The sequence below is a fragment of the Geothermobacter hydrogeniphilus genome, assembly GCF_002093115.1.
Lineage (GTDB): Bacteria > Desulfobacterota > Desulfuromonadia > Desulfuromonadales > Geothermobacteraceae > Geothermobacter_A > Geothermobacter_A hydrogeniphilus.
On record NZ_NAAD01000005.1, the window covers coordinates 38947 to 64858 of the forward strand.

The following is a 25912-nucleotide window of genomic DNA, read 5'->3' on the forward strand; positions in this document are numbered from 1 at the left end:
GCTGGACAATCGGCAGACATGGCATAAACTCTTGATATTGTTAAAACGTTAACATAGTTCCTGTCCCTGTAAAGGGGATTTTCCGGGACCCTGATAAATTGACCGAAAGCGATCTGTCGTGCTAGATTCAGGCCTGTTCCGGAGTGACTGCCGTTGGCCACCCGAATCTTGTCACCCCCCACTTTCCGGACTCATTGCTGTTATGCCCATACAACTTCTGTTCCTCGGCCTGTTCACCTCTCTCTGCCTGCTGGCCGGATGCACCGCCGGAATCGACAGTCCCAGCCCTGAAAGTCCGACGCCGATCCCCTTTGCGGCCCGCCTGCATCATCCCGAAGCCTGGTCCTATTATTACTTCGCCCAGAGTCGCCTGCTCGGCGATGATGGAGCCCTGGAACAGGCCGAAGCTTCTCTGGACAAGGCGATGGAATTTGATCCCGATGATGCCTACCTGTCGGTTTCCCTGGCGCGATTGCGCCTGGAACAGAGGAATGTGAAGGGGGCGATCCAGGCGCTTGAGAGTGCTCTTGTCAAGGATGCCTCCCTGGTTGATGCCTATCTGCTGCTCGGCGGCATCTATTACTCCCAACGGCAGTTCGAACAGGCCATCAAGCCGCTTTCTGAAGCGGTTCGTCTCGCCCCCGAGCGGGAACTGTCCTATCTCCACCTGGGCCTTGCCTATATCGGCAACGGTGAACTGCAGCGGGCTATTGATACCTTCGAGCAGATGCTCAAGGTCGCGCCCGATTCCATTCCGGCGCGGCTCAATCTGGCTCGTGCCTATCGGCAGCTGGAACTCGGCAGTCGTGCCGGTGATTATTACCGGGATGTCCTGCGTATCGCCCCGCACCTGTTGGTTGTTTATCTCGAATATGGTGATCTGCTGGAGAAACAACGAGATGACGGACGGGCCGAAGATCTCTACCGGACCGGTCTGGGAGAGGTCACCCGCAAGGGGCCGCTTTATCACCGGCTGGCCCGGCTCCTGGTAAAACAGCAACGTTTCAACGAAGCTCTTGAATTTCTCCGCCGGCAACAGGTCGCCCAGCCGGATGACCTCGAAGCCTGGAGAAAGGCCGGACTGATCTATCTTGAACAGAAGAAATGGGATCTGGCGGCGAAAAGCTTCCGTTATATTCTCAAGCGTCGCTCCGACCTGCCGCAGATTCATTACTATCTCGGCACCGCGCTTGAGCAGCAGGAAGAATGGCCCGATGCCCTTGAGGCTTTCAACGCGGTGCCCGATGATTCGAACCTTTTCGGAGATGCTCTTTATCACCGCAGTTACCTGAATCATCAGCTGGGACATAATGACCGGGCTGTCAAGCTGCTCAGGGAGCTGATTGACCGAGGTGGCGCGCGGGCTGAATTCTACGATTATCTCGCCTCCCTCCAGAATGATGCCGGAGACAGGGCCGCTGCGCTCAGGGTTGTCAACGAGGGGCTGAAAAAATTTCCGGATGACGTTGATCTGCTCTATCATCGTGGTGTACTCGAAGAACAGAGCGGAGACCGCGCCGCGGCGATGCTGACCATGCAGCAGCTTATCACCGTCGACCCCGATCATGTCGAGGCGATGAATTTTGTCGCTTACGGTTTTGCTGAAGAAAATCGCAACCTGCCGCAGGCTCTCCGCCTGGTGCAGAAGGCGTTGCAACTCAAGCGGGCACCTCATATCCTGGATACTCTCGGCTGGGTCTATTACCGTCTCGGACAATTACAGGAGGCCCGGCAGAGTCTTGAGGAGGCGGTGCAGGGACTTGCCGCTGATCCGGTTGTTCTTGAGCATCTGGGGGACGTGTACCGCGCTCTCGGGTTGAAAGATCAGGCTGCCGATATGTATTCCCGCGCGCTCAAGGCAGCGCCGGAAACTTCGGGTCTGAGAGAGAAATTGCAGCAGGTGAGGCCGCAATGAGTTCGGCCGACAGAGTGCGCCTGGTTCTGATCTGTCTTGTTCCGATTCTGCTGCAGGCCTGTGCGGTTCCCCGGCCGGCGGCTCCGCCGGTTGTTGATGTCGGCGCCCGGGAATTGCTGCAACACCTTGAAAGCAGTGCCCGCAGGCTGCAGAGCCTGCGGGGGCTGGCCAGGGTGCGGGTTGAAAGTCCGCAGCGAAATTTCGGCGCGACCCAGGTTCTGCTGGTCAGCAAGCCGAACCGGCTGCGGGCTGAAACCCTGAGTCTTTTCGGTACGCCGATGCTGCTGTTGAGCAGTGACGGACGCCAGCTGCAGGTGCTGGTGCCGGGACAGAACCGTTTTTACCAGGGCGCGGCCAGCGGTCGCAACCTGCAGCGTTTCACCAATCTGCCGTTGCGTCTGGAAGACCTGGTGCATCTGCTTCTTTACCAGGTTCCTCTGTTGGCGGATGTTGAACGGTTGGAGGCTGATGCCGCGGGACCGTTGCTGTTTCTGTCAGGGGACGGAGACCGCCGGCAGGAACTGCAGTTCGACAATCAACTGCGGCTGGTGCGTTGCCGCCTGTCGCGCGGCGGTGCTGTCTGGCTCGATATAGGTTATGGAGATTTTTCAGCTGAGCAGAATTTCCCGCGCAGCATCTCCCTGCGATTGCCGCAGCGTGATATTCTGCTGGAGGTCCAGTTCCGACAGCTTGAAATCAACCCGCAGCTTGATCCGCGGCGTTTCGTCCTTGTCCGCCCGGCCGGAGCGAAGCTGATCGCGTTGCCTGGAGACTGATTTTATGATCCGTAAATCAGTACCTGTGTTACTGGCGTTGCTGATGATGGCGATGCTTTCCGGCTGTCAGCCAGACGAAGGTATTGTCCCCGCGTCGGACGCGGATGCCAAACCGGCCTATGGCGACACCTTCATCGAGGCATCGATCGGCGAGCCCAGCAACCTGTTGCCGATTCTGGCGACCGACAGTGCCTCATCGGAAATCAACGGTCTGGTCTACAACGGCCTGGTGCGCTACGACAAAAATCTGAAACTCGAAGGCGAACTGGCTGAATCCTGGGATATCTCACCCGACAACCTGACTATCACCTTTCATTTGCGCAAGGGGGTGAAGTGGCACGACGGGGCCCCGTTCACCTCGGCCGACGTGATGTTCACCTACCGGCTTTACATTGATCCCGACACGCCGACCGCTTACGCGGAATCCTACAAACAGGTCAAACATGCCGAGGCTCCCGACGATTACACGTTCCGGGTCACCTACGACAAGCCTTATGCTCCGGCGCTCGGCAGCTGGGCCATGAGGATTCTGCCGAAGCATCTGCTTGATGGGGTGCCGATCACCAAGAGTCCCCTGTCGCGACATCCGATCGGAACCGGTCCCTTTGTTTTCACCGAGTGGCAACCGGGGGAGAAGGTTGTGGTGGAGGCCAATCCCGATTATTTCGAAGGCCGTCCCTTCCTGAAGCGCGTTGTCTACCGGGTCATCCCGGATCAGACCACCCAGTTTCTGCTGTTGCGCAACGGGGACCTCGATTACATGGATCTGTCTCCCATCCAGTACCAGACCCAGACAGACACTCTCGCCTTCGAGCGACGTTTCAACAAATATCGCTATCTCGCTTTCAGCTACACCTATCTTGGCTATAATCTTGAAAGGCCGCTGTTTAAGGATCGCCGGGTGCGCCAGGCGCTTTCCTACGCCATCAATAAACAGGAAATCATCGAAGGGGTCCTGCTGGGACTCGGTCAGGCCGCGACCGGGCCCTATAAACCGGATACCTGGGTTTACAATCCCAATGTAAAACGCTACCCCTATGATCCTGATAAAGCGCGGGCGTTGCTGGCCGAGGCGGGATGGCATGACAGTGACGGTGACGGCATTCTCGACAAGGACGGCCAGCCGCTGCAGTTTACCATCATCACCAATCAGGGCAACGATCTGCGCATCAAGACGGGTGAGATCATGCAGCAGCGTTTCCGGGAGGTCGGTGTCTCGGTCAAGCTGCGGGTGATCGAATGGGCTGCCTTTCTGAAGGATTTCATCCATGCCGGCAATTTCGACGCCTGTATCCTCGGCTGGGCCGGAGGCCCGGAACCCGACCAGTACAATATCTGGCATTCCAGCAAAACCGGCGGACGGGAGTTGAACTTCATCCACTTCAGGAACGCCGAAGTGGATCGGTTGCTGGAGGAGGGGAGACGCACCTTTGACCAGGAAAAACGGAAAAAGATCTACGACCGCTTCCAGGAAATCCTTGCCGAAGAGCAGCCCTACACGTTTCTTTATGTGGCCGAGTCGTTGCCGGTGGTGGCGCGCCGACTGCGTGGAATCGAGCCCGCGCCGGCCGGCATCACCTACAATTTCATTCGCTGGTATGTTCCTGAAGAGGAGCAGAAATATGCCCGCTGACAACCGCCGCCTTCAAGGGAACCGCCGATGCTGAGATTTCTTGCCAAGCGCCTGCTGATGATGATCCCGCTGCTGATCGGCATTACCCTGATCTCCTTTGTCGTCATCCACCTGGCACCGGGTGAGCCGACCGATATGCAGACCGATCTCAACCCCGACGCCAGTGCCGAGCTGCAGGAGAGGCTGCGGGCCCAGTACGGTCTCGACCAGCCGCTCTATGTTCAGTACGGTCAGTGGCTCGGGCGCCTGTCACGTCTCGACTTCGGTGAATCCTTTTCCCTCGATCACCGACCGGTGATGGAGAAGATCAGGGAACGTCTGCCGATCACCATTATCATCAACCTGCTGTCGATCATCCTGATCCTGGCCGTTGCCATCCCCATCGGCATCCTGTCGGCGACCAGGCGAAATTCACTGTTTGATCGGGCGACAACGGTCTTTGTCTTCATCGGTTTCGCCATGCCGTCTTTCTGGCTGGCCCTGCTGCTGATGGATTACGGCGGTGTTCGCCTCGGCCTCTTTCCGATTGCCGGTATCCGTTCCCTCGGCCATGAATATCTCAGCTTCTCCGCCCGTATCTGGGACCTGGTTCATCATCTGATTCTGCCGGTTTTTGTTTCAGCGTTCGGCGGCCTGGCGGGATTTTCACGCTACATGCGATCCAATATGCTTGAAGTGGTCCGGCAGGACTATATCCTCACCGCCCGGGCCAAGGGTCTTTCCGAACGGGTGGTGATTTACCGTCATGCCCTGCGCAACGCCCTGTTGCCGGTGATCACCCTCCTCGGGTTGTCCGTTCCCGGGCTGATCGGCGGCAGTGTCATTTTTGAAACGATCTTTGCCATCCCGGGGATGGGAAAGCTCTTTTATGACGGGGTGATGATGCGCGATTACCCGTTGATTATGGGTGTTCTGGTTATTGGCGCGATTTTGACCCTGGTCGGCAACCTACTGGCCGATATCAGTTATGCCATGGCGGATCCACGCATCCGCCGTTCATGAATGGAGTGAGGAGGAAACTGTTTTGCCGCGATTGCTTCTATCGCTGTTGCTGGTGTTTCTGGTCAGCGGATGTGCCGCTTCGGTGACATCGCCAACAGTTCCTGTCGCCGACCGTGACGGAGACGGGGTTCCCGACAGTGTGGATCGTTGCCCCGATTCCCCCTCCACCGTCAGGATCGGGGCTGACGGCTGTCCCCTGGATGCCGACCGTGACGGGGTTTTTGATCACTTCGACCGCTGTCCCGACACCCCGCCGGGGCTGCCGGTCGGTCTCGACGGCTGTCCGCCTGATGGTGATGGCGACGGGGTTCCTGACGGCACTGACAGATGCCCGGGGACCGTCAATGACAGCAACGTCGATGACCGTGGGTGCCCGCCGGTACCGGAAACGGCCGTTTCTGCCCGCAAGGTATCGCCGCAACTCGAATTGCAGGTACTTTTTCGTACCGGTGAAAGCGTTCTGCAGGAGGGGAGCGAACGGGAATTTGAGCGTGGTGTCGCATTTATCCGCCACTATCCGCACAGAAGAGTGATTATCGAAGGGCACACCGACAGTGTCGGTCCGGCCGCCTATAACAGGCGTCTGTCGCAACGACGTGCCGAGGTTGTGCGCCAGGCGCTTGTGGACCGGCTTGGTGCCTCCGCTCCGCCGATGGAGGTGATCGGAGTCGGAGAAGATCACCCCCTGGCCGAGAACTCAAGCCAGCAGGGCCGGGCCCGTAACCGTCGCGTCGTCATTCGTATCGCGGAATACCTGAATCCGTAACGGGTCTGTTGCCCATCGCAGGAGTTGTCTGCATGCCGAAAAAGAATCTCAAACTTGGAGAAATGCTGATTCGCGCGGGAATTATCGATGAATTCCAGCTCAACTCAGCCCTTTCTCATCAACGCAATCTTGGTGGAAGGCTTGGCAACTCACTGGTCAAGCTCGGCTATATCAGCGAAAATCGCCTTCTTTCCTTTCTGGCCGATCAACTCAACTGCCCCCGCATCGATTTGGCGAAGGAGCAGATCCCGCCTGAACTGGTGGCCATGCTGCCCGAGGAGAAGGCGCGTCAGTTCAATGTGCTGCCGGTGCGTCGTGGTGAGATGTCCGGGACCGTTTACCTGCTGGTGGCCATGAGTGATCCGACCAACCTGATGGTCATCGATTCGCTGCAGTTCATGACCGGTTGCAGAATTCGACCGGCGATTGCGTCCGAAGAAGCGATCCGTGAGGCCCTCAACCGATTTTATGGCGCATCCGACAGCGAGGACGAAGAGTTGGCAGAGGCTGAGGTGCTGGTCGAATCCACGGAGACTCTGCATAAGTCTTCTCCGGTGTCGCCGCCGGCCAGGCAACGGACAACCGAAGAAAAATTACAGGCGTTGCTGGAGAAGCTGAAGGCGCTGGGGATTCTGACCCCCCGAGAATATGAGGAATTGAAGTAGTCCGCCCGCCGGTACTGCTTTGACTGAACCCTGAATCAGTGAGTACCTTGTCGGCGGACTCTCCATCCAACAGGAAATCACTGATTCACGTGAATGGATACAAACCATGGCTCATGGATTTTTTCAGGATATCATGTGGCGCCGACTGGGGCGCAATCGGATGGCGATGCTGGGGGCCGCGATTGTCCTGGCGATGTTCGTCATGGCCGCTGTCGCGCCGCTGACCGGCTATGAGCCGGGCGCCATCCAGATCTCGGAGCGTCTCCAGGGCCCGAGCCTGCAGCACTGGTTCGGGACCGATGACCTGGGGCGTGATGTGCTTGCCCGTATCTTCTATGGTGCCCGTATTTCCCTGCTGGTCGGTTTTGTGGCGGTCGGGATCGCGTCCCTGATCGGCACTGCTCTCGGGGCGCTGGCGGGGTATTACGGCGGCTGGTGGGATGCCGTGATCATGCGTTTTGTCGACATCATGCTCTGTTTTCCATCCTTTTTTCTGATTCTGGCGGTGATCGCCTTTCTGGAACCTTCGATCTGGAACATCATGATTATCATCGGTCTGACCGGCTGGATGGGGGTGGCGAGACTGGTGCGGGCTGAATTCCTCTCTCTGCGGGAACGTGAATTCGTTCAGGCCGCCCGGGCCCTCGGAGCCTCTGATTTCCGCGTCATTTTCCGCCATGTCATGCCCAACGCCCTGTCTCCGGTGCTGGTTTCGGCCACCCTCGGTGTGGCCGGCGCCATCCTCACAGAAAGTGCACTTTCTTTTCTCGGTATCGGCGTTCAGCCGCCGACACCCTCCTGGGGCAATATGCTGATTGCCGGCAAGCAGACCCTGGGAACCGCCTGGTGGCTGTCCGTTTTTCCGGGGCTGGCGATTCTGATCACGGTTCTCGGCTACAATCTGCTCGGCGAGGGGATCCGCGACGCGCTGGACCCCCGCATCCGGGAATAGACAGCAGGCCGAGCCAAAACGTCCATCTGCAGCGTTGTCCTTCTCCCGCGCCAACGACGTACCTTCCGGTATGCCTTATTCCGCGTGGGTGCGGATGCCTTGCATCCGGGCATTTTTGCTCAGCCCGGGGGAACGTGACGAGAAAGGGATGACTATGAGGGGTTGCCACAGCCTGCCGCGCAGGCTGGTTGAAGAACGGGTCGAGGCCTTCAGGGAGGGTAACTTCGGATTTATCTATGACAGTTATCATCCGGATGCGCCTTTTCTCGAACAGTTCCCCGACCGGGAAGAGTATCTTTCCTATGCCGCCGAAGAGATCGCCGGCAGTTGCACCATCGAGCGGATGACCATTCTTTATGAGCGGCAGCAGGATGCCCGGGCCGAGGTCGTGATTCAGCAACTGTTGAAAACCGCCGCGGGGTACCAGGAGTCTTTTGAGCTGGTGCGGCTTGGGATGGTCGCCGGAGGCTGGAAGTATCTCGGCAGTGAACGCATTGAACGAAAAGATTTTCAGGGCCGACCCGAAGATTTGCGGCCGAAGGATTTTGAACGTGTCCCGAACCGGTTTTTCTTCTGACCTTCCTTGTGTCCTGCGGCGACGAAACGGTCATGCCTGAGCTGCCGGAAGTCGAAACCACCAGGCGCGGCATCGCGCCATTGCTGTGCGGCAAAACAGTCAGCGATGTCATCTTGCGAACCGCCCGGCTCCGCTGGCCGATCGATCCGGAATTGTCCGAACATCTTGCCGGACAGACCCTGCAGGCGGTAACGCGTCGCGCCAAGTACCTGATCTTTTCCTTTCCATCCGGCACATTGCTGCTTCATCTCGGCATGTCCGGTTCGCTGCGGGTTGTTCCCGCCGGTCTGGCGGCGGGCAGGCATGACCATGTCGATATCCTCTTTTCTGACGGCAACAGCCTGCGCCTGACCGATCCGCGGAAATTCGGGGCTGTTCTCTGGAGTGACGGTCCGGTTGCCGATCATCCGCTGCTGGTCCGACTCGGTCCCGAACCCTTTGCTGCTGACTTCAACGGCCGCTATCTTCATCAGCGGTCACGTCGCCGGCAGATTGCCGTCAAGACTTTGATCATGGATCAGAAGGTGGTGGTCGGAGTCGGAAATATCTATGCCAGCGAGGCCCTGTTCCGGGCTGGAATTCGACCCGACCGTACCGCCGGCAGCATCGCTGCGGTCCGCTATGACCGGTTGGCGGAAGCTGTCAGGGATGTTTTAGCCGAGGCGATCGCCGCCGGCGGCACCACCCTGCAGGATTTTCAGCAGGTCGACGGCCGTCCCGGATATTTCAGACAGAAGCTCATGGTTTACGGGCGGGCCGGGGAAAAGTGCCGTGAATGCGGCGGGGATATCCAGTCCTGCAGGATTGGACAGCGTTCGACCTTTTTCTGCCGTCATTGCCAGCGTTGAAGCGGGAGGCTGCCATGCACGATTTTCATTTCACCATGCCCTACAAGGTCCGGGTCGCCGATATCAATTACGGCGGCCATGTTTCCAATGCCGTGGTCCTGAATTATTTTCAGGATGGCCGCATCGCTTACCTCGACCGCCTCGGCGGATTCAGCGAAATGGATATCGGCGGCTGCGGCATCATTCTGCCGGAGGCCCATGTGCTGTACCGGGCGGAAATGTTTCTCGGTGACGAGCTGATCATCGGAGTGCGGATCTCCAGACTGGGCAGATCCTCAATGGTCATGGCCTGCCGGATCGAACGGGACGGCGAGGTGACCGCCGAAGGGACGACCAACCTTGTTGCCTTCGATTATGTTCGGAGAAAACCGGTTCGGCTGCCGGATAAATTCGTTGCCGCGGTGCGGCAGATGGAAGGTTTGCCGCAAGAATGACAAAGGACGGATTCCGTTGTGGAATCCGTCCTTTGTCGATTCAATCCGGGCGGTTGGCCTGTCAGTCAGTGCGCCTGGCTGATTTCCACCAGGGTCAGTTCGTAGGTCAGTTCTTCTCCCGCCAGCGGGTGATTGGTGTCGAGAGAAATGGTCGACTCGCCGATTTCCGCCACCCAGGCCGGGTAGGCTTCATCGTCCTCGCCGAGCAGTTCGAGCATCATCGACTCTTCAATCTCGAAATCATCCGGAAATTCACTTCGCGGCACGGCGATGACGCCGCGTTCATCACGTTCACCATAGGCATCCGAGGGGCTCAGGGTCACGGTCTTCTGTTCACCGACCTGCATGCCGAGAATTGCTTTTTCCAGGGCCGGAAAAACTTCATCATCGCCGACGGTAAATTCCAGCGGCCCGCCGCCGCAGTCGCAGTCGTCATCGTGGCATTCATCCGAAGAATCGAAGATGGTGCCGTCCTTGAGTTTGGCGACGAACTGAAATTTGACCCGATCGCCGGTTTTGACCTGGCTCATACTTAATTGTCCTTTCTTGAACCTTTTGACCATCCTGTTTGATGCTTTCGCAAAAAAGCATCAGGAGTGTTGGCTAAGCCATTCTGTTTGACCGAACCCTAAACCAGAAGAGGGGGCAGGGCAAGTAAAAATCCGGTGGGAAAGGCGGGAAAGAAAAGAGGGGGACAGCGGATGCTGTCCCCCTCTGCTTCAGCTTTGGATGCTAGCGGTCGGTTACAGGCCGAGTTGTTTGAAGAAATCATTTCCCTTGTCATCGACCAGGACAAAGGCGGGGAAGTTCTCCACCTCGATTTTCCAGACCGCCTCCATGCCGAGCTCCGGGAAATCGAGGCATTCAACTTTCTTGATGTTCTGATCGGCCAGCAGGGCGGCCGGACCGCCGATGGAACCGAGGTAGAAGCCACCGTGCTTTTTGCAGGCGTCGGTAACCTGCTGGCTGCGGTTGCCCTTGGCGATCATCACCAGCGAGCCGCCGTTCTCCTGCAGCAGACCGACGTAGGAGTCCATGCGACCGGCGGTAGTCGGTCCGAAGGAACCGGAGGGGCGTCCCTCGGGAGTCTTGGCCGGACCGGCGTAGTAGATCGGGTGTTTTTTCAGGTAGTCGGGCAGCGGTTTCCCGGCATCGAGAATCTCCTTGAACTTGGCGTGGGCGATGTCGCGGCCGACCACGATGGTACCGTTGAGCAGCAGCGCGTCACCAACTTTGAGTTTGGTCAGCTGGGCGAGGATCTCCGTCATCGGTTGGTTGAGGTCGATTTTGGTGCCGTGTTCGTGTTTGGCCAGCCGCATTTCTTCGGGAAGCAGGCGGCCCGGATCGCGGTCAAGCTGTTCGACGAACAGACCCTCACGGGTGATCTTGGCCTTGATGTTGCGATCGGCCGAGCAGGAGACCGCCATGCCGACCGGGCAGGAGGCGCCGTGGCGCGGCAGACGGATGACACGAACGTCGTGGGCGAAGTACTTGCCGCCGAACTGGGCGCCGATACCGAGATCATAGGCGGCCTGCAGCAGTTTCGCTTCCAGGGCGGTGTCACGGAAGGCCTGCCCGTGCTCGTTGCCCTCGGTCGGCAGTCCGTCGAGGTACTTGGCGGTTGCCAGTTTGACGGTTTTCATGCAGGCATCGGCCGAGGTGCCGCCGATGACGAAGGCGATATGGTAGGGCGGGCAGGCCGCGGTACCGAGGGTTTTCATTTTCTCGACCAGGAATTTTTCCAGCTTCTCGGGGTTGAGCAGGGCCTTGGTCTCCTGGTAAAGCATGGTCTTGTTGGCGCTGCCGCCCCCCTTGGCGATGAAGAGAAACTTGTAGGCATCCCCCTCGGTGGCGTAGAGGTCGATCTGCGCCGGCAGGTTGGTGCCGGTGTTTTTCTCGCTGTACATGTCGAGGGCGACGGTCTGGCTGTAGCGCAGGTTGTTTTCAGTATAGGTCTTGAAAACGCCTCGGGAAATCATCTCCTCGTCATTGGCTCCGGTCCAGACCTGTTGGCCTTTTTTGGCGACGACGGTGGCGGTGCCGGTGTCCTGGCAGGTCGGCAGCTCGAACCGGGCGGCCACCATGGCATTGCGCAGGAAGGCCATCGCCACTCCCTTGTCGTTTCGGGAGGCTTCCGGGTCCCGGAGGATCTTCGCCACGCTTTCATTGTGTTCGGGGCGCAGCAGGTGGGCGACATCGCGCATGGCGGTATTGGCCAGAACGGTCAGGGCTTCGGGGTCGACCTTGAGCACCTCTTTCCCGGCGAATTTTTCAACCGAAACATATTTCTCTGAATCGGGGATCTTGTAGTAGCTGGTCTCGTCTTTGGCAAGAGGGAAGGGGTCTTGATAGAAGAAATCCGGCATGGCTGCTCTCCTTTGCGAGGTGACTCCTCAAAACCGTGAATAGTCCCCGGAGTCGAGGTCATTGGAAAAGGCAGCGGAAGAGGAGACCGCTGCCGACGTTTAAGTGGCGCAAGTGTCCCGTGTGGTTCATCATGTCAATCCATTCTGAGTCATTTTGGTTGTGGTCAAGGCGCGCCGACGACGGCCTGGCCGGAGTTAAGCCGAGGAGGCGAAACGCAGAGCACAGCCAAAAGGGCCAGAATGGGAAGGCAGGATGAACCGCACGGGGCGCTAGTATAAAAGAATTGTATACACTTGGAAAGCGCAAAAAATAACCGCAGCGGTTTCCGTAAGCCGTCAATCGGTGCGGAAATTTTGCATTTCGCGGTGTTTTCAGATAGTTTGAGCTAACCCTGAATCCGTGAATTCAGGCTATCCTGATTCCCGGCGGTGCTGTCATGCAGAAAATTCTCAAACAGATTCTTACTTCGCGCGTCTACGAAGCCGCCATCGAGACTCCTCTGGATGAGGCTCCCGAACTGTCGCGGCGGCTCGGTAACACGGTCCTGCTCAAGCGGGAAGACCTGCAGCCGGTCTTTTCGTTCAAATTGCGGGGGGCCTACAACCGCATGGCGAACCTTGACGAACACCAGCGTGAGCGGGGAGTGATTGCCGCTTCGGCCGGGAATCATGCCCAGGGGGTTGCCTATTCGGCGAGAAAACTGGGCGTTTCCGCCCTGATCGTGATGCCGGCCACGACCCCGCAGATCAAGATTGACGCGGTTGAGCGCCTCGGCGGTGAGGTTGTGCTGCACGGCAACAACTATTCCGAAGCCGCCGATTACTGCCGACAGCTTATTTCTGAAACCGGCCGGATGTATATCCATCCCTTTGACGATGAACTGGTCATTGCCGGCCAGGGAACCGTGGCCGATGAACTGTTGCGGCAGAATCCGGGGCGTCTTGATGCGGTCTTTGTACCGGTCGGTGGTGGCGGCCTGATTGCCGGGATGGCGGCTTATATCAAGGCGTTGCGACCGGAAATCCGTGTTATCGGCGTCGAGCCGGTGGACAGCGCCGCCATGGCCCGCTCCCTTGAGGCCGGTCGCAAGGTGTCTCTTGATTCGGTCGGGATCTTTGCCGACGGTGTCGCGGTACGCGAAGTCGGTGACCTGACCTTCGACTGCTGCCGCAAGTATGTCGATGAAATCATCGAAGTCGATACCGACGAATTGTGCAGCGGCATCAAGGCGGTCTACCAGGCAACCCGTTCCATCGTCGAGCCGGCTGGTGGGCTGGCCCTGACCGGATTGATGAAATATGTGCGCGAACGGAAGCTGCGGGGAGCCACCCTGGTGGCTGTCAATTCCGGCGCCAACATGAATTTCGAACGTCTGCGCTATGTCGCCGAACGAACCCTGATCGGGGAGAACCAGGAGGCGATTTTTGCCGTTTCGATTCCGGAACAACCGGGAGCATTGAAGCGTTTCTGCAGCGAAGTCCTCGGGGAACGCAATATCACCGAATTCAATTACCGTCTTGCCGGAAGGGAGGCGGCGCAGATTTTCGTCGGCCTTTCGATGCGTGATCTGGCAGAGCGTGATTCCTTTGCCCGGGATCTGGCCGGGGCCGGTTTCTCAGGCCTTGATCTGACCGACAACGAACTTGCCAAGACCCACGTCCGTTACATGGTCGGTGGCCGTTCCGACCAGGTTCGGGATGAAGTTCTCTATCGCTTCTGGTTTCCTGAGGTTCCCGGGGCCCTCAGTCGTTTTCTGGCGGCGATGGGAGCCAACTGGAACATCTCCCTGTTTCACTATCGGACCCAGGGGGGGGACTACGGCCGGGTTTTGATCGGCCTGGAAATTCCGGCCGGTGAGCAGGACGCCTTCCATTCTTTTCTTGACAATCTCGGTTATCATTACATTGACGAAAGCAACAATCCCGCTTACCGTCTTTTCCTGTAGGTTGTTCTATTCTCTCACCACCATTTAACCGTGGTGCCGTCTTTTCGCTTTTTCCCGTCCGGGTATTCGGCGGCCATTCAGAAGTGAATGGCCGCGGCACATTCTTTGTGGTTGGAGAAAAATCTTTCTTTACTGTTCTTCGAGACAGGGCGCCGTCAACCAGAATCATTTCATGTTCTGAATTTTTCCTTAAATGCCAACCCGGTTATATACCTGAATCAGTGAACCCCTTGTCGGCGGATAGCACAAGTCATTGATCTGTCTGAGTTTTCCAATAATCACCAGCGAACCTTTGGGTGCGCTTCAGATTTTTGGAAACCTCATCCAGACCAAGCACCTGCACTCTCCATCCAACCGGAGTTCACTGATTCAGGGTACTTAAGCAAAAAATGCATTATCATTTGTCGCAGATTGTCACTGTTATTTTTGACGGGTCGGAGCAGGGAGGCTAACTGTTGATGAATTAAGGTATTCTTCATGGTTGGCACTGGTATGAAGAATGCATAATCAATTGATCGTTGTAGACGTGTTCCATGTGACTGAACGGAGTGGGGGGTATGGCGATGTTGACGAAGGTGCTTGTGGTCGATGACGACCGCTTCATGCGCCGTGTGTTGGCGGATCTGCTTGCAGAGAGCGGATTTGTCACGGTTGAAGCCGAGAACGGCATTCAGGCCTGTGACGTTGCGCTGGCCGAGATGCCGGACGCTATCGTCATGGATCTGGTGATGCCGGTTCTTGATGGAGCCGAGGCCTGTCGCCGGTTGCGTGCCCTGCCGCAATTCCGTACCACGCCGATACTGATGCTGACCTCGCGGACTGATCGTCAGGGAGCTGTCAATCCTTTTCAGGTCGGCGCCGATGATTATCTCTCCAAGCCCTTTGACACCGGTGACCTGCTGGCTCGCCTGCAGGGGAACCTGGTCAAGAAGCGTACCCTTGACGCCCTCGAAGAGCAGGCCCGTGACTACCAGGCCCTGCTCGACATATCCGAATCGATCACCTCCAGTCTTGAAACTTCGCAGATCCTGCAGCGGATCGTCACCAAGATCGCCAGGCACATCGCCAACGTGGTCCGCTGTTCCATAGCCGTGATCCAGGAAGACGGCAGTGCCGGTTTTATTCTCGCCTCCAGTGACGATGACAGCCTAGGTGAATTGCGTATCGATCTCTCCAGGTATCCCGAAATCGGACAGGTGATGCAGAGCGGTCAGACGCTGCTGATCAGGGATGTTGATCATGATCCGTTGCTTGAGAAGGTTCGTCCCCTACTCAAGGGACGCGGTTTCAACGCCATCCTGGTCTTGCCCATCCACAGCCGCAACCGGGTGATCGGGGTGATGATCCTGCGGGTTGACCGCAAGGGAGGGGAACTCAGTGACAAGGAAGTCGAGTTCTGTCAACTGATTGCCGATGTCGCGTCGGGCCCGTTGCGTAACGCCCGGTTCTTCAGGCAACTGCGCAGTGAATCGGAACTGTTGCGCAACGCCAAGCAGGGGCTCGAAGACGAATTGCAGCTCAAGGCGGTCTATGAGCAGCTGTTCGAAAATGCCTCCGAGGGGCTGGTTGCCGTCAATACCGCCGGCGACGTGGTTTTCGCCAATCGTTGCGCCCTTGAAATCGTTGGTTATTCGCGGGACGAACTGCAGGGCGCCCGCCTGGAGAGCCTGCTTGACAGAAGGACTCTGCTGCTTGCCCTGGGGGCCTGGAAAAATGGCAGGGTCAAGGATGGGCGGGTGCGGATGGATGTCTCCATCCGGCGGCGTGACGGTGCTGAGCGCCTGTTGTCTGTCAGCGCCCGGCAGCAGTTGGTGCTGGATGACCTGGTCATTGTCGCCTTTCGGGACGTTACTGAAAAACGCAAGGTTGAGAAAGAGCTGCAGGAAACCAAAACGATTCTTGAAAAAGCCAACAACAGGCTGCAGCAGATGGATCAGGTAAGGGCCGAGTTTTTAAATACCGCGACCCATGAATTGCGTATCCCGGTGACCATTGTGCATGGCTACTGTTCATTGCTGATGGAGATGGGAAGCGCCAACCTGACTGAGCAGCAGCGGGAATTTCTGGCGGCAGCCTATGAAAGCAGCGAGCGGCTGGTCGATCTGATCAACAATATGCTTGATCTGTCCCGTTTCCAGGCGGGAAAGATGGCCCTTGATCTGAGCAGCGGTGACCTGCGTGAAACCGTTGTTCAGGTCTGCAGTGACCTGGCATCGATTGCCGATCGGGAAGGGCTGACCCTTCATTTCAATGACCTGCCGTCCTGTCGGGCCCGCTATGATGAACATAATATTCAACGGGTGCTGACCAACCTGCTCGGCAATGCCATCAAATTCACGCCGGACGGCGGCGAGGTGCGCGTCAGTTTTGGTGAGGCACCGGATGGGATTCGGGTCTCTGTCGAGGATACCGGCAAAGGCATTCCGCGCCAGGTGCTGCCGCGGTTGTTCGAAGAATTCACCCAGGTCGGCAAGGATGATGCCCGGCGTGGTACCGGTCTCGGCCTGGCGATCTGCAAAAAGATCATCGAGTCGCATGGCGGCCGTATCTGGGCGGAGAGCAGGCCCGGGGCCGGCAGCCGATTCTCTTTTACCCTCCCTGGCTGCGAAGACTGAATTTCATCGTTTCCGGTTGGTTGTTTCCAATTTCACCCGCATCATCCTTTAAATAATTGACAGTTTCGCTCAGGTATGTTATCAGTCTCCGCAAATGGTTGGCCACGCGTTTATTGCCAGAAGGGGAGGTCGTCGTGTTTCAGACTCTGCGAGAAGACTTTCGGGTTGTTTTTGAGCGGGATCCGGCTGTCAGGAGCGTTCTTGAGATCCTGCTTTGTTATCCCGGTTTTCATGCCGTTCTTTTCTATCGTCTGGCCCACTGGTTCTGGACACGCAAGTTCTACCTGGCGGGCCGTTTTATTTCGCATCTCGGTCGCTTCTTCACCGGGATTGAAATTCATCCCGGTGCGCAGATCGGCAAGGGGTTTTTTATCGACCACGGCATGGGGGTGGTGATCGGTGAGACCGCCGAGATCGGCGAGAACTGCACCCTGTATCATCAGGTTACTCTTGGCGGAACCTCCTGGGCCAAGGAGAAGCGTCACCCGACTCTCGGCAACAACGTGATCATCGGCTCCGGGGCCAAGGTTCTGGGTCCCTTCAAGGTTGGTGACGACAGCAAAATCGGTTCGAATTCCGTGGTCGTCAAAGAGGTGCCGGAAAATTCCACGGTTGTCGGAATCCCCGGCAAGATCGTTATTTCAGAAGGCAAGAAGACCGAGCCGAAGCTTGATCTGGAGCATGGTCAACTGCCCGACCCCGAGGCCAAGGCGATTTCCTGCCTGTTCGATCAGATCCGGACTCTCGAACAGCGGATCAAGGATTTGACGGCTGAGCAGGAGCGTCTCAAGGCGGTCGTTGATCCCGCCGGGCAGGTGCAGAATTCATGATGGAGTCTTAACCGGATGCGACTTTCGACCAAAGCCCAGTACGCGGTGCGCGCCATGGTCAGCCTCAGCCTGCATCATGAAGAGGGCCCGGTATCGATCAAGGATATTTCCGCCCGCGAGGCGATTTCACTCCCTTACCTCGAACAGCTCTTCGTCAAGTTGCGTCGTGGAGAAATTGTTACCAGCGTTCGTGGTCCCGGCGGTGGTTACCGCCTGGCGCGTCCGGCGGACGAGATCCGGGTTGATCAGATCATCGACAGCGTTGAAGAGACTCTGGTCCCGGTTTCCTGTATGGATGCCGATGGCAGCTGCCAGTGTGATGAACAATGTGTCACGCACAATGTCTGGCAGGGGCTGGGTGAACGCATCCGTTCCTTTCTTTCCTCGATCACTCTTGAGGACCTCACCCGCGAAGCCCGGGAAAAGATCCGCCGGTAATTTTTCCTGAAAGCCTTTCCCGTCAAGTCTATCCCGGAGGATACGGGTGAAACAGATCTATCTTGACCATAACGCCACCACGCCGATTCATCCCGAGGTCCTGGAGGCGATGCTTCCTTTTCTGCGCGACCATTTCGGCAACCCGTCCAGCATTCACTGGGCCGGGCGCGCCGTGGCCGGCGCCATCGAGCAGGCGCGTGAGCAGGTGGCGTCACTGCTTGGCTGCCGGGCCGCTGAAATCGTCTTTACCTCCTGCGGCAGTGAGGGTGACAATCTGGCCATCAAGGGGACGGTCGACGCGCTTCGCGGTCAGGGAAACCATATTATTACCACCGAGGTCGAGCATCCTGCGGTGCTAGAGACCTGCCGCTATCTGCAGGAGCGTGGCTGCCGGGTAACCTTTCTGCCGGTCGACAGGCGGGGAGCCCTTGACCTTGAGCAGCTTGAGTCCGCCATCACCGATCAGACCATCCTGATTTCGGTGATGTGGGGCAACAACGAAACCGGCAATCTTTTCCCCCTTGCCGAAATCGGGGCCATTGCCGCGCGGCACAAGGTCTGTCTGCACAGCGATGCCGTGCAGGCAGCCGGTAAACTGGCGATCGATGTCAGGGCCGCCGGTATTGATCTGCTGGTCCTGTCCGGGCATAAGATCGGTGCCCCCAAGGGCGTCGGCGCTGTTTATATCAAGAACGGGACCCGTCTTTCGCCGCTGCTGCATGGTGGTCACCAGGAACGCAACCGGCGCGCCGGGACCCATAATGTCGCCTCTATCGTCGCCCTGGGGAAGGCCTGTGAACTGGCCGCTGCCGGGCTCGCGACCTACCGACAACAGGTGAGACGATTGCGGGACCGCCTTGAGGACGGGATTCTCGCCACCATCCCCCAGGTGCATCTCAATGGTCACCCGGATCGGGACCTGCGCCTGGCCAATACTCTCAATATCAGTTTTGCCGGTATTGAGGGGGAATCGCTGCTGCTCAATCTCGATCTGCACGGCATTGCCGCCTCCAGCGGCAGTGCCTGCTCTTCAGGGTCACTGGATGCTTCGCATGTCCTCAGGGCGATGGGGCTGGAGTCCTCGCTCGCCCGTTCCAGCGTACGTTTCTCCCTCGGCGCGGAGACCACGGAGGAGGATATTGACCATGTTCTTGAGGTGCTGCCGGCATCGGTGCAGCGACTGCGGGAGATGAGTCCGGTGTATAAGGCGTGAGATGTGAGATGTGAGATGTGAGATGTGAGATGTGAACGGGGGCGGACCGTGGGTGGTTGGCCCTCTGGTTTTTTGTGCTGTGCTATTCTGAAGTCTCCGGTAAGATGCCGCTTTCAGGCATTCGTCCAGCGTTGCAGAGGATGTTGATGGATAAACGAGAACGCATTGTCGTCGCCATGAGCGGCGGGGTTGATTCCTCGGTCGCCGCGGCCCTGCTCAAGGAACAGGGTCACGAGGTGATCGGCATGACCATGCAGATCTGGGATTATTCCAGGTTCACCGCTCCCGACGGCAAGAGTTTCGGGACCTGCTGTTCCCTGGATGATGTCTACGACGCCCGGCGGGTGGCGGAACAGATCGGGATTCCCTTCTATGTCGTCAACTTCGAAGAGGCGTTTCAGCAGGCGGTCATCGATCGCTTCTGTGATGATTACTTTGCCGGTCGTACGCCCAATCCCTGTGTCCTCTGCAACCAGGTTCTGAAATTCGAACGACTGCTGCACAAGGCCCGGGAGCTGCAGGCCGACGCGCTGGTCACCGGTCACTACGCCCGCATCGAGTACGGGCAGGACCGTTACCGGCTGCGCAAGGGGGTTGACGCCGGCAAGGACCAGACCTATTTCCTCTATACCCTGACCCAGGAACAGATGGCCATGGTGCGCTTCCCTCTCGGCGGTATGACCAAGGAGGAGGTGCGCGGTCACGCGGCGCGCCTCGGCCTGCGGGTGGCGGAGAAGGCCGAGAGCCAGGATATCTGCTTCGTTCCGGATGGTGACTACGTGCGTTTTCTGGAAGAGGAAAGAGGGGCGGGACAGTTGAACGGCGAGATTGTTCATGTCAGCGGCCGGGTTCTCGGCCACCACCGGGGAACCTATCGCTACACCATCGGTCAGCGTCGCGGGCTCGGCCTGAGCTGGCCCGAGCCCCTGTACGTGATCGCCATCGATGCCGCCGGACAACAGGTGATCGTCGGGGAAAAACAGCACCTGGCGGTCGCCCGGCTTGAGGTCGGAGACGTCAACTGGCTGATTCCGGAACCGCGGCGGGCCCTGCGGGCGTCCTGTCGCATCCGCTATCGTCATCAGGAAGTGCCGGCCACCATCACCCCCCTTGACGACGGTTCAGCGGAGGTCCGGTTTGACATCCCGCAAGCGGGCGTCACACCAGGGCAGGCGGCGGTTTTCTACACCGGGGACGAGGTCCTCGGCGGAGGATGGATCAAGTGAAGCGGACCGTTGCTATTGCCACTCTCGGCTGCAAGACCAACCAGTTCGAGTCGGCGGCCATGGAGGAGCGGTTGCGCGAAGCCGGCTACCAGGTGATCCCCTTCGAGGAGGGGGCCGACCTGGTGGTGGTCAATACCTGCACGGTGACCGCCGCCACCGACTCCCAGTCACGCAACCTGATCCGCCGCGCCCGACGGCTCAACTTTGACTGCCGGGTGATCGTCACCGGTTGCTACGCCCAGATCGACCCGTCCGCCATCAGTTCCATCCCCGGCGTGGCGATGGTGATCGGTAATGACGAGAAAAAGGATTTGCTGCGTTACCTTGCCGAGGAGCATGAGGCTCAGTTCGTTGCCGTCGACAACCACAGCCACAGTCGGGGCCAACTGCCGCTCTCCCTCTCCAGTTTTACCGAACGCAGCCGTGCTTTTGTCCAGATCCAGAGCGGTTGTGACGCTTTCTGTTCCTACTGCATCATTCCCTACGCCCGCGGCAGCAGCAGATCGCTTCCGACTTCAGACGTCCTGCGTCAGATTGCCGGTCTTGCCGAGCGTGGGTTCCCCGAGGTGGTGCTGACCGGTATCCACATGGGGGCCTATGGCAGGGATCTTGAGCCGGAGACGAACCTGCTGGAACTGGTGCGCCGGATTGAGGATGAGATCGAACTGCCGCGTCTGCGTCTCGGTTCGCTGGAGCCGACCGAAATTCCCGACGGTCTGCTTTCCCTGATGTCCGATTCGGACAAGATCTGCCCGCATCTGCATATTCCGCTGCAGGCCGGGGACAACGAAGTTCTCAGGCGGATGAACCGCCACTACGATACCGCCTTTTTTCACCAGTTGATCGAGCGGATTCACCGGAAGTTGCCGGAAGCCGCTATCGGCCTTGATGTCATCGCCGGTTTCCCCGGCGAGAGCGAGGTCGAGTTCGAGAACACCCGGCGCCTGATCGAGAACCTGCCGATTTCGCATCTGCACGTTTTCCCTTACAGCCGTCGTCCCGGAACACCCGCGGCCTCCATGCCCGACCAGGTGCCGGGAGATGTCGCCAGGCAGCGATGCGCCATTCTGCGCAGCCTTGGTGAACGCAAAAACCGCAGTTTTGCCGAGCAGTTTATCGGCCGTGTCCTGGAGGTCGTGGTCGAAGGCGGCAACCGCGGCGGCTGGGGACGTGGCCTGGCCCGCAACTACCTGACGGTCCAGTTTCGCGGCGGCAGCAAATTGCAGGGCAGGCGTGCCTGGGTCAAGGTGGAGGGCTGGAGCCCGGCCGGACTGCGCGGATCGCTGATATGAAAGGGCCGGGGTCAGGATTGCGGCTTTTTCATGATGAAAATCAGGAAAGGCCAGAGTGGTACCCCGATCCGCTGGCGGAAGAGCAGTTTTGCGCCGGCCCGTTCCAGTGCTGGCAGTACGCTGACCGGTCGACATCCCATTGACAGTATCGGGTATCTCCAGGCCAGGGTTTCGATTTTGTCAGCTGCCCAGTGAATGAAAGGGTTTTCTGCTTCGGTGGAGTGGGCGACAGCTATTTTCCCACCCGGACGGGTAACCCGGTACAACTCCAATGCCCCCTGCCTCGGGTCTGTCAGTGGGCAGAGGGAGTAACTGGAGAAAACCAGGTCGAAACTGTTGTCGGGAAAAGGCAGGCGGGTCATATCGCCGACCAGCCAGCTGGTTCGCTCAGTGAGGTCTTCTTGCAGCGTTTTTTTGCGCCCCGTTCTGAGCATCGTTTCGTTCAGGTCCAGTAGTATGACGTGGCTTGTCGCGCCCGACATTTTTGCGGCCAGGAGACCGCAGCTGCCGGTTCCGGCGCCGCAGTCCAGAATTTTTTCCTCCGAAGTTATGGTTTTTTCCACCAGCATCCTGCGTCCGCGCTGGTCCGCGCCTGCAGTCAGGAGTCGGTGCAGCGTATCGTAATGCGCGGCCAGGCGACTATAGATGTCCTGTATTTTTTCACGCGTGAGTGCCTTTCGCATCTTTTCATCTCCTGTTGTCAGCATATCACCGTCTGAAGGTTTCTCTCTGGATGCAGGAGACGGGCAGTCATTTCAATTGCTGGACATAGAACGTTGGTATATTGTTTTGAACGGGTTCTCGGCCACGGAGGATTTCTATGACTGTGCAGCACGGTCCGATCAGGGAACGCATCGATTGGGTATTCGATCTTGCCCGTCGTCATACTGCCGAATTTCGCAGTCCCGAGGCCTGTCTGGCGAGGGAACTGTACCTGTCCCGCCATCCCACCGCCATTGTGGTTCTCAAGTGCATGGACGGGCGCATTAATGTCCCGGTTGTGACCGGGACGCCCCCCGGGATTATCCAGCCGCTCCGCAACCTGGGAGGGATGTTTGATCTCGGTTGGCCCTATCTCGGAGAGGTGCTGGGCAGCCACGTGCAGAAGATGGTTGCCAACGGCAAGCGGGTTCTGATTCTGATCACCTATCATTTTTCTCGTGGCAGTGTTCAACGAGGGTGCGCCGGCTTTGGTTATGATACGAATGCCGCGATTGCCTTCACCCATCGTATCAAGGATCAGGCGGAACAGATTTTTGGTCGGGATCACGCGACGGTCTATCCGCTGATCTGCGGTTTCGAGACTGATGAAGAGGCCCTGCTGCTGCATGGTTGCGGGGATGAGGTTCTTGACCTGTCGCTGGTTGGTGTGGGAGAGGGCGACGCATTGCCGAGGCGGGTTGCTGAACTTTACCCGGATATGCCGGAACAGGTTCAGGTGGATTTGCTGCGCCTGTTGCAGGGAAATCTCAAATGGATTGCCAAGGTCCGGGGAAGCCAGCGGGCCCTGGAGATTGAACATCGGGAGTGGATGATCTGCCTCGGGCGGGGGTTTGATTTTCTTCACACTCCGAACCTGGCCCTGATAATCGGTCCCTACAGCCCTGATCTGGCAGACCCGATCCACAAAGCCGCCGGGATCATTGAAAACAATATGCAGGCCGGGCGAATTCCGGATGATGGTTTCCTTCTGCTGGCATCAGTCCCCTACGAGGAGATCGGGCCGGATCGTGCCCGAGCGGAATTGAAGTCCAGTTTTCTGGCTGATTTTGCTGCTGATGTCATCCGGTCGCGTTTCCCTCAGCTTGCGCCGAAAATGCATTGTCGCAAGGCGATTCTTTCCTGGCGGTCACGGGAACTGGACCTGTTGCCGGACGCGGACTGAGTCGCCGTTCGCGTCCAGGAGCGGTTTTATCCATGCAGGCGGAGGAATAGAGATGCTCGGTGCCATTGCCGGTGACATCATCGGTTCCCGTTTTGAACATCATCCGACCCAATCAACCGATTTTGCATTGTTCGCACCGCAGTGCCGGTTGACGGATGACACGGTGCTGACCTGCGCCGTGGCGGATGCGCTGCTGAACGATCGTCCCTATGATGAGAGCCTCAGGGACTGGTTCCGGCGTTATCCGGATGCCGGCTACGGCGCCCGTTTCATCCGTTGGGGAATGACCGACGGGGCCGGTCCGTACAATTCCTTCGGCAACGGTTCGGCGATGCGGGTCAGTCCGGTCGGCTGGTTGTGCGGGGAACTGGAGACGGTGCTCGGGGAGGCGGCCCGGAGCGCGGCAGCAACCCATGATCACCCGGAAGGGGTCAAGGGCGCCCAGGCCGTGGCGAGTGCGATCTGGCTGGCGCGAAAGGGTGAAAAAAAGATTGCTGTGAAACAATTTATCGAGGAAAACTTCAACTACAATCTGAGCCGCACTCTGGCGGAGATTCGGCCCGGCTATCGCTTCGATGTCAGTTGCCGGGGGTCGGTTCCCGAAGCCATCATCTGCTTTCTCGAAGCGGATAGTTTTGAAAGCGCCATCCGCAACGCAATCTCCCTCGGCGGCGACGCCGACACCCAGGCCGCCATCGCCGGTTCCATCGCCGAAGCCTGTTATGGCCCGGTCCCGGAATTCATTCGCACCCGCGTCAGGCCTTTCCTCCCGCCGGACATACAGGAAATTCTCCGAGCCTTTGACCTGAATCAGTGAGCTCCTTGTCGGCGGACAGCACAAGTCATTGATCTGCCTGAGCTTCCCAAAAATCACCAGCGAACCTGTGGGTGCGCTTCAGATTTTTGGAAATCTCATTCAGAGCAAGCACTTGCACTCTCCATCCGACAGGAACTCACCGATTCAGCGTAACCGAACATCACACCCGCCTCGCACCTCGCACCTCGCACCTCGCACCTTGAGCCTTGAACCTTGAGCCTTGAACCTTGAGCCTTGAACCTTGAGCCTTGAACCTTGAGCCTTGAACCTTGAGCCTTGAACCTTGAGCCTTGAACCTTGAGCCTTGAACCTCGCCCCTCACCCCCTGAACAACATCTGCGCTGCGTCGAAGATCGTCTCGGACAGGGTGGGGTGGGGGTGGATGACGGCGCGCAGATCTTCCCCGGTTGCCGCCATCTCCAGGGCCAGCACCGCTTCGGCAATCAGTTCCCCCGCTCCCGGTCCGACCAGCCCGACACCCAGGAGACGGTCATTCTCCGCGTCGACGATTAGTTTGGTCATGCCGTCATGACGTCCCAGGGTCAGGGCACGCCCATTTCCCCGCCAGGAGAGCTTGGCGGTTTTGACCTTGATCTTCTGCTCGCGTGCCGCGGTTTCGGTCAGCCCGCACCAGGCAACTTCCGGGTCGGTGAAAACCACGGCCGGAATCGCGCGGGGGTCGAAGACGGACTGTTGACCGGCAGCAGCCGCCGCGGCGACATGGGCTTCGCCGTAGGCCTTGTGGGCCAGCATCGGTTCCCCGGCGATATCGCCAATAGCGAAGATGCCGACTTCCGTTGTGCGCTGCCGGCCATCCACGACGATGAAGCCTTTCTCGTTGATCCTTATGGAGGTGTTGTCCAGCCCCAGTTCTTCACTGTTGGGCCGGCGGCCGATGGCCATGAGAACTTTATCGAATCGTCTCCTGCTTTGTTCCCCCTTTTTATCCTCGAAAGTTACGGCAACGCCGTTTTTCTGTTCTTTCAGTTCCATAACCCTGGTGTTGAGCAGGATCTCGTTGAAGTTCTTGTCCAGCCGGCGTTTAAGGATCGACACCAGGTCCCGATCGCAGCCGGGAAGCAGATCCGCGGTCATTTCAACGACTGAGACCCGGGTCCCCATCGCGGCATAGGCGGAACCCAGTTCCAGGCCGATGTAGCCACCGCCGATGACCAGCATGGTTTTGGGGATATCGGCCAGTTCGAGAGCGCCGGTCGAGTCCAGAATTCTTTTCCCGGTCTGTATTCCGGGCAGCATGACCGGACGGGAGCCGGTGGCAATGATCGCCTGTTTGAAAACAAGTTGCCCCTCTTCACCTGCGGCCGTGGCGATCTGCAGGGTGTGGTTGTCCCTGAAACGAGCGGTGCCGCAAAGGGTGGTCAGCTTCAGCTTGTCGGCCCTGGCGCCCAATCCTTTGGTCAGGGTGTCGATGACGCCGTTTTTCCAGGCGCGGATTTTTTGTACGTCGAGCGTCGGTTTTGCGAACCTGACGCCGACCGATTCGGCTTCTTCTGTTTCTGAAATCAGTTTTGCGACATGCAGCAAGGCCTTGGAGGGGATGCAGCCGCGATAAAGGCAGACACCGCCGGGACGTTCTCCGGGGTCGATGAGAGTGACCTGCAGGCCGAGTTCGGCGGCGCGAAAGGCGGCACTGTAACCGCCCGGTCCGGCGCCGATAACGACCAGTTGGGATTGCGGGGGGATGGAATCGTTCAT

At 58.4% G+C, this 25912-nt stretch carries 23 protein-coding genes; 19 read left to right on the forward strand and 4 right to left on the reverse strand.

Features of this window, described 5'->3' with window-relative positions; genetic code table 11:
* The first annotated feature begins 202 nt into the window (after positions 1-202).
* The 10 genes from B5V00_RS05720 to B5V00_RS05765 all read left to right on the forward strand — a co-directional run bounded on the left by B5V00_RS05720 (position 203) and on the right by B5V00_RS05765 (position 9568).
* The gene (locus B5V00_RS05720) at positions 203-1915 is read left to right on the forward strand and encodes a tetratricopeptide repeat protein (protein WP_085009809.1); all 1713 of its coding nucleotides are present in this window, start codon (positions 203-205) and stop codon (positions 1913-1915) included.
* Entirely contained in the window at positions 1912-2691 is a 780-nt protein-coding gene (locus tag B5V00_RS05725; RefSeq protein WP_085009810.1) for a LolA family protein, read from the forward strand. The genes B5V00_RS05720 and B5V00_RS05725 overlap by 4 nt, the downstream gene beginning before the upstream one ends.
* A gap of 4 nt (positions 2692-2695) precedes the next feature.
* A complete protein-coding gene (locus tag B5V00_RS05730; RefSeq protein ID WP_085009811.1) occupies positions 2696-4324 on the forward strand; it encodes a peptide-binding protein in 1629 nt (542 codons plus the stop codon).
* A gap of 27 nt (positions 4325-4351) precedes the next feature.
* A complete protein-coding gene (locus B5V00_RS05735) occupies positions 4352-5326 on the forward strand; it encodes an ABC transporter permease (protein WP_085009812.1) in 975 nt (324 codons plus the stop codon).
* Positions 5327-5348: 22 nt separating this feature from the next.
* The gene (locus B5V00_RS05740; RefSeq protein ID WP_216355457.1) at positions 5349-6092 is read left to right on the forward strand and encodes an OmpA family protein; all 744 of its coding nucleotides are present in this window, start codon (positions 5349-5351) and stop codon (positions 6090-6092) included.
* 32 nt (positions 6093-6124) lie between these two features.
* Positions 6125-6757, forward strand: coding sequence for a GspE/PulE/PilB domain-containing protein (locus B5V00_RS05745; RefSeq protein WP_085009814.1), 633 nt, complete (start codon positions 6125-6127; stop codon positions 6755-6757).
* Between the two features lie 106 nt (positions 6758-6863).
* Positions 6864-7709 (forward strand): oligopeptide ABC transporter permease, encoded by an 846-nt coding sequence (gene opp4C / locus B5V00_RS05750; protein ID WP_085009815.1) that lies wholly within the window; start codon positions 6864-6866, stop codon positions 7707-7709.
* 148 nt (positions 7710-7857) lie between these two features.
* Complete coding sequence (locus B5V00_RS05755) at positions 7858-8286, forward strand: YchJ family metal-binding protein (protein ID WP_139800673.1); 429 nt, start codon at positions 7858-7860, stop codon at positions 8284-8286.
* Between the two features lie 32 nt (positions 8287-8318).
* A complete protein-coding gene (gene mutM / locus B5V00_RS05760; protein ID WP_085009817.1) occupies positions 8319-9134 on the forward strand; it encodes a bifunctional DNA-formamidopyrimidine glycosylase/DNA-(apurinic or apyrimidinic site) lyase in 816 nt (271 codons plus the stop codon).
* 14 nt (positions 9135-9148) lie between these two features.
* Positions 9149-9568 (forward strand): acyl-CoA thioesterase, encoded by a 420-nt coding sequence (locus tag B5V00_RS05765; RefSeq protein WP_172399632.1) that lies wholly within the window; start codon positions 9149-9151, stop codon positions 9566-9568.
* A gap of 65 nt (positions 9569-9633) precedes the next feature.
* On the opposite strand, the gene B5V00_RS05770 is transcribed toward B5V00_RS05765, so the two are convergent.
* Positions 9634-10098: an FKBP-type peptidyl-prolyl cis-trans isomerase gene (locus B5V00_RS05770; RefSeq protein WP_172399633.1), complete on the reverse strand. Its 465-nt coding sequence runs from the start codon at positions 10096-10098 to the stop codon at positions 9634-9636.
* Between the two features lie 213 nt (positions 10099-10311).
* Positions 10312-11934, reverse strand: a complete 1623-nt coding sequence (locus tag B5V00_RS05775) for a fumarate hydratase (RefSeq protein WP_085009820.1) — start codon at positions 11932-11934, stop codon at positions 10312-10314.
* Between the two features lie 437 nt (positions 11935-12371).
* On the opposite strand from B5V00_RS05775, the gene ilvA reads away from it, so the two are divergent.
* The 7 genes from ilvA to mtaB all read left to right on the forward strand — a co-directional run bounded on the left by ilvA (position 12372) and on the right by mtaB (position 21494).
* A complete protein-coding gene (gene ilvA / locus B5V00_RS05780) occupies positions 12372-13880 on the forward strand; it encodes a threonine ammonia-lyase, biosynthetic (protein ID WP_085009821.1) in 1509 nt (502 codons plus the stop codon).
* A 557-nt stretch (positions 13881-14437) separates the two neighbouring features.
* Complete coding sequence (locus B5V00_RS05785) at positions 14438-16495, forward strand: hybrid sensor histidine kinase/response regulator (RefSeq protein ID WP_085009822.1); 2058 nt, start codon at positions 14438-14440, stop codon at positions 16493-16495.
* A 134-nt stretch (positions 16496-16629) separates the two neighbouring features.
* Entirely contained in the window at positions 16630-17325 is a 696-nt protein-coding gene (cysE, locus tag B5V00_RS05790) for a serine O-acetyltransferase (protein ID WP_085009823.1), read from the forward strand.
* A 15-nt stretch (positions 17326-17340) separates the two neighbouring features.
* Positions 17341-17763 carry an Rrf2 family transcriptional regulator gene (locus B5V00_RS05795; protein WP_085009824.1) on the forward strand — a complete coding sequence of 141 codons (423 nt, stop codon included), beginning with the start codon at positions 17341-17343 and terminating at the stop codon, positions 17761-17763.
* Positions 17764-17809: 46 nt separating this feature from the next.
* On the forward strand, positions 17810-18976 hold the full coding sequence (nifS, locus tag B5V00_RS05800; RefSeq protein WP_085009825.1) for a cysteine desulfurase NifS: 1167 nt from the start codon (positions 17810-17812) through the stop codon (positions 18974-18976).
* Positions 18977-19116: 140 nt separating this feature from the next.
* Complete coding sequence (gene mnmA, locus B5V00_RS05805) at positions 19117-20202, forward strand: tRNA 2-thiouridine(34) synthase MnmA (RefSeq protein WP_085009826.1); 1086 nt, start codon at positions 19117-19119, stop codon at positions 20200-20202.
* The gene (gene mtaB / locus B5V00_RS05810; RefSeq protein WP_085009827.1) at positions 20190-21494 is read left to right on the forward strand and encodes a tRNA (N(6)-L-threonylcarbamoyladenosine(37)-C(2))-methylthiotransferase MtaB; all 1305 of its coding nucleotides are present in this window, start codon (positions 20190-20192) and stop codon (positions 21492-21494) included. The genes mnmA and mtaB overlap by 13 nt, the downstream gene beginning before the upstream one ends.
* 11 nt (positions 21495-21505) lie before the next feature.
* On the opposite strand, the gene B5V00_RS05815 is transcribed toward mtaB, so the two are convergent.
* Positions 21506-22201, reverse strand: a complete 696-nt coding sequence (locus B5V00_RS05815) for a class I SAM-dependent methyltransferase (protein WP_216355458.1) — start codon at positions 22199-22201, stop codon at positions 21506-21508.
* 113 nt (positions 22202-22314) lie between these two features.
* Here B5V00_RS05815 and B5V00_RS05820 point away from each other — a divergent pair, with 113 nt between their 5' ends.
* Together B5V00_RS05820 and B5V00_RS05825 are read left to right on the forward strand one after the other, a co-directional pair.
* Entirely contained in the window at positions 22315-23379 is a 1065-nt protein-coding gene (locus tag B5V00_RS05820) for a hypothetical protein (RefSeq protein ID WP_085009829.1), read from the forward strand.
* A gap of 52 nt (positions 23380-23431) precedes the next feature.
* Positions 23432-24196 carry an ADP-ribosylglycohydrolase family protein gene (locus tag B5V00_RS05825; RefSeq protein ID WP_085009830.1) on the forward strand — a complete coding sequence of 255 codons (765 nt, stop codon included), beginning with the start codon at positions 23432-23434 and terminating at the stop codon, positions 24194-24196.
* A gap of 318 nt (positions 24197-24514) precedes the next feature.
* On the opposite strand, the gene lpdA is transcribed toward B5V00_RS05825, so the two are convergent.
* Positions 24515-25912 carry a dihydrolipoyl dehydrogenase gene (gene lpdA / locus B5V00_RS05830; RefSeq protein ID WP_085009831.1) on the reverse strand — a complete coding sequence of 466 codons (1398 nt, stop codon included), beginning with the start codon at positions 25910-25912 and terminating at the stop codon, positions 24515-24517.

Bases quoted from the DNA above. Each gene is read 5' to 3' on its own strand.
- B5V00_RS05720 (WP_085009809.1), top strand. From the start codon at position 203: ATGCCCATACAACTTCTGTTCCTCGGCCTGTTCACCTCTCTCTGCCTG.
- B5V00_RS05725 (WP_085009810.1), top strand. From the start codon at position 1,912: ATGAGTTCGGCCGACAGAGTGCGCCTGGTTCTGATCTGTCTTGTTCCG.
- B5V00_RS05730 (WP_085009811.1), top strand. From the start codon at position 2,696: ATGATCCGTAAATCAGTACCTGTGTTACTGGCGTTGCTGATGATGGCG.
- B5V00_RS05735 (WP_085009812.1), top strand. From the start codon at position 4,352: ATGCTGAGATTTCTTGCCAAGCGCCTGCTGATGATGATCCCGCTGCTG.
- B5V00_RS05745 (WP_085009814.1), top strand. From the start codon at position 6,125: ATGCCGAAAAAGAATCTCAAACTTGGAGAAATGCTGATTCGCGCGGGA.
- opp4C (WP_085009815.1), top strand. From the start codon at position 6,864: ATGGCTCATGGATTTTTTCAGGATATCATGTGGCGCCGACTGGGGCGC.
- B5V00_RS05755 (WP_139800673.1), top strand. From the start codon at position 7,858: ATGACTATGAGGGGTTGCCACAGCCTGCCGCGCAGGCTGGTTGAAGAA.
- mutM (WP_085009817.1), top strand. From the start codon at position 8,319: ATGCCTGAGCTGCCGGAAGTCGAAACCACCAGGCGCGGCATCGCGCCA.
- B5V00_RS05765 (WP_172399632.1), top strand. From the start codon at position 9,149: ATGCACGATTTTCATTTCACCATGCCCTACAAGGTCCGGGTCGCCGAT.
- B5V00_RS05770 (WP_172399633.1), bottom strand. From the start codon at position 10,098: ATGAGCCAGGTCAAAACCGGCGATCGGGTCAAATTTCAGTTCGTCGCC.
- B5V00_RS05775 (WP_085009820.1), bottom strand. From the start codon at position 11,934: ATGCCGGATTTCTTCTATCAAGACCCCTTCCCTCTTGCCAAAGACGAG.
- ilvA (WP_085009821.1), top strand. From the start codon at position 12,372: ATGCAGAAAATTCTCAAACAGATTCTTACTTCGCGCGTCTACGAAGCC.
- B5V00_RS05785 (WP_085009822.1), top strand. From the start codon at position 14,438: ATGGCGATGTTGACGAAGGTGCTTGTGGTCGATGACGACCGCTTCATG.
- B5V00_RS05795 (WP_085009824.1), top strand. From the start codon at position 17,341: ATGCGACTTTCGACCAAAGCCCAGTACGCGGTGCGCGCCATGGTCAGC.
- mnmA (WP_085009826.1), top strand. From the start codon at position 19,117: ATGTTGATGGATAAACGAGAACGCATTGTCGTCGCCATGAGCGGCGGG.
- mtaB (WP_085009827.1), top strand. From the start codon at position 20,190: ATGGATCAAGTGAAGCGGACCGTTGCTATTGCCACTCTCGGCTGCAAG.
- B5V00_RS05815 (WP_216355458.1), bottom strand. From the start codon at position 22,201: ATGCTGACAACAGGAGATGAAAAGATGCGAAAGGCACTCACGCGTGAA.
- B5V00_RS05820 (WP_085009829.1), top strand. From the start codon at position 22,315: ATGACTGTGCAGCACGGTCCGATCAGGGAACGCATCGATTGGGTATTC.
- B5V00_RS05825 (WP_085009830.1), top strand. From the start codon at position 23,432: ATGCTCGGTGCCATTGCCGGTGACATCATCGGTTCCCGTTTTGAACAT.
- lpdA (WP_085009831.1), bottom strand. From the start codon at position 25,912: ATGAACGATTCCATCCCCCCGCAATCCCAACTGGTCGTTATCGGCGCC.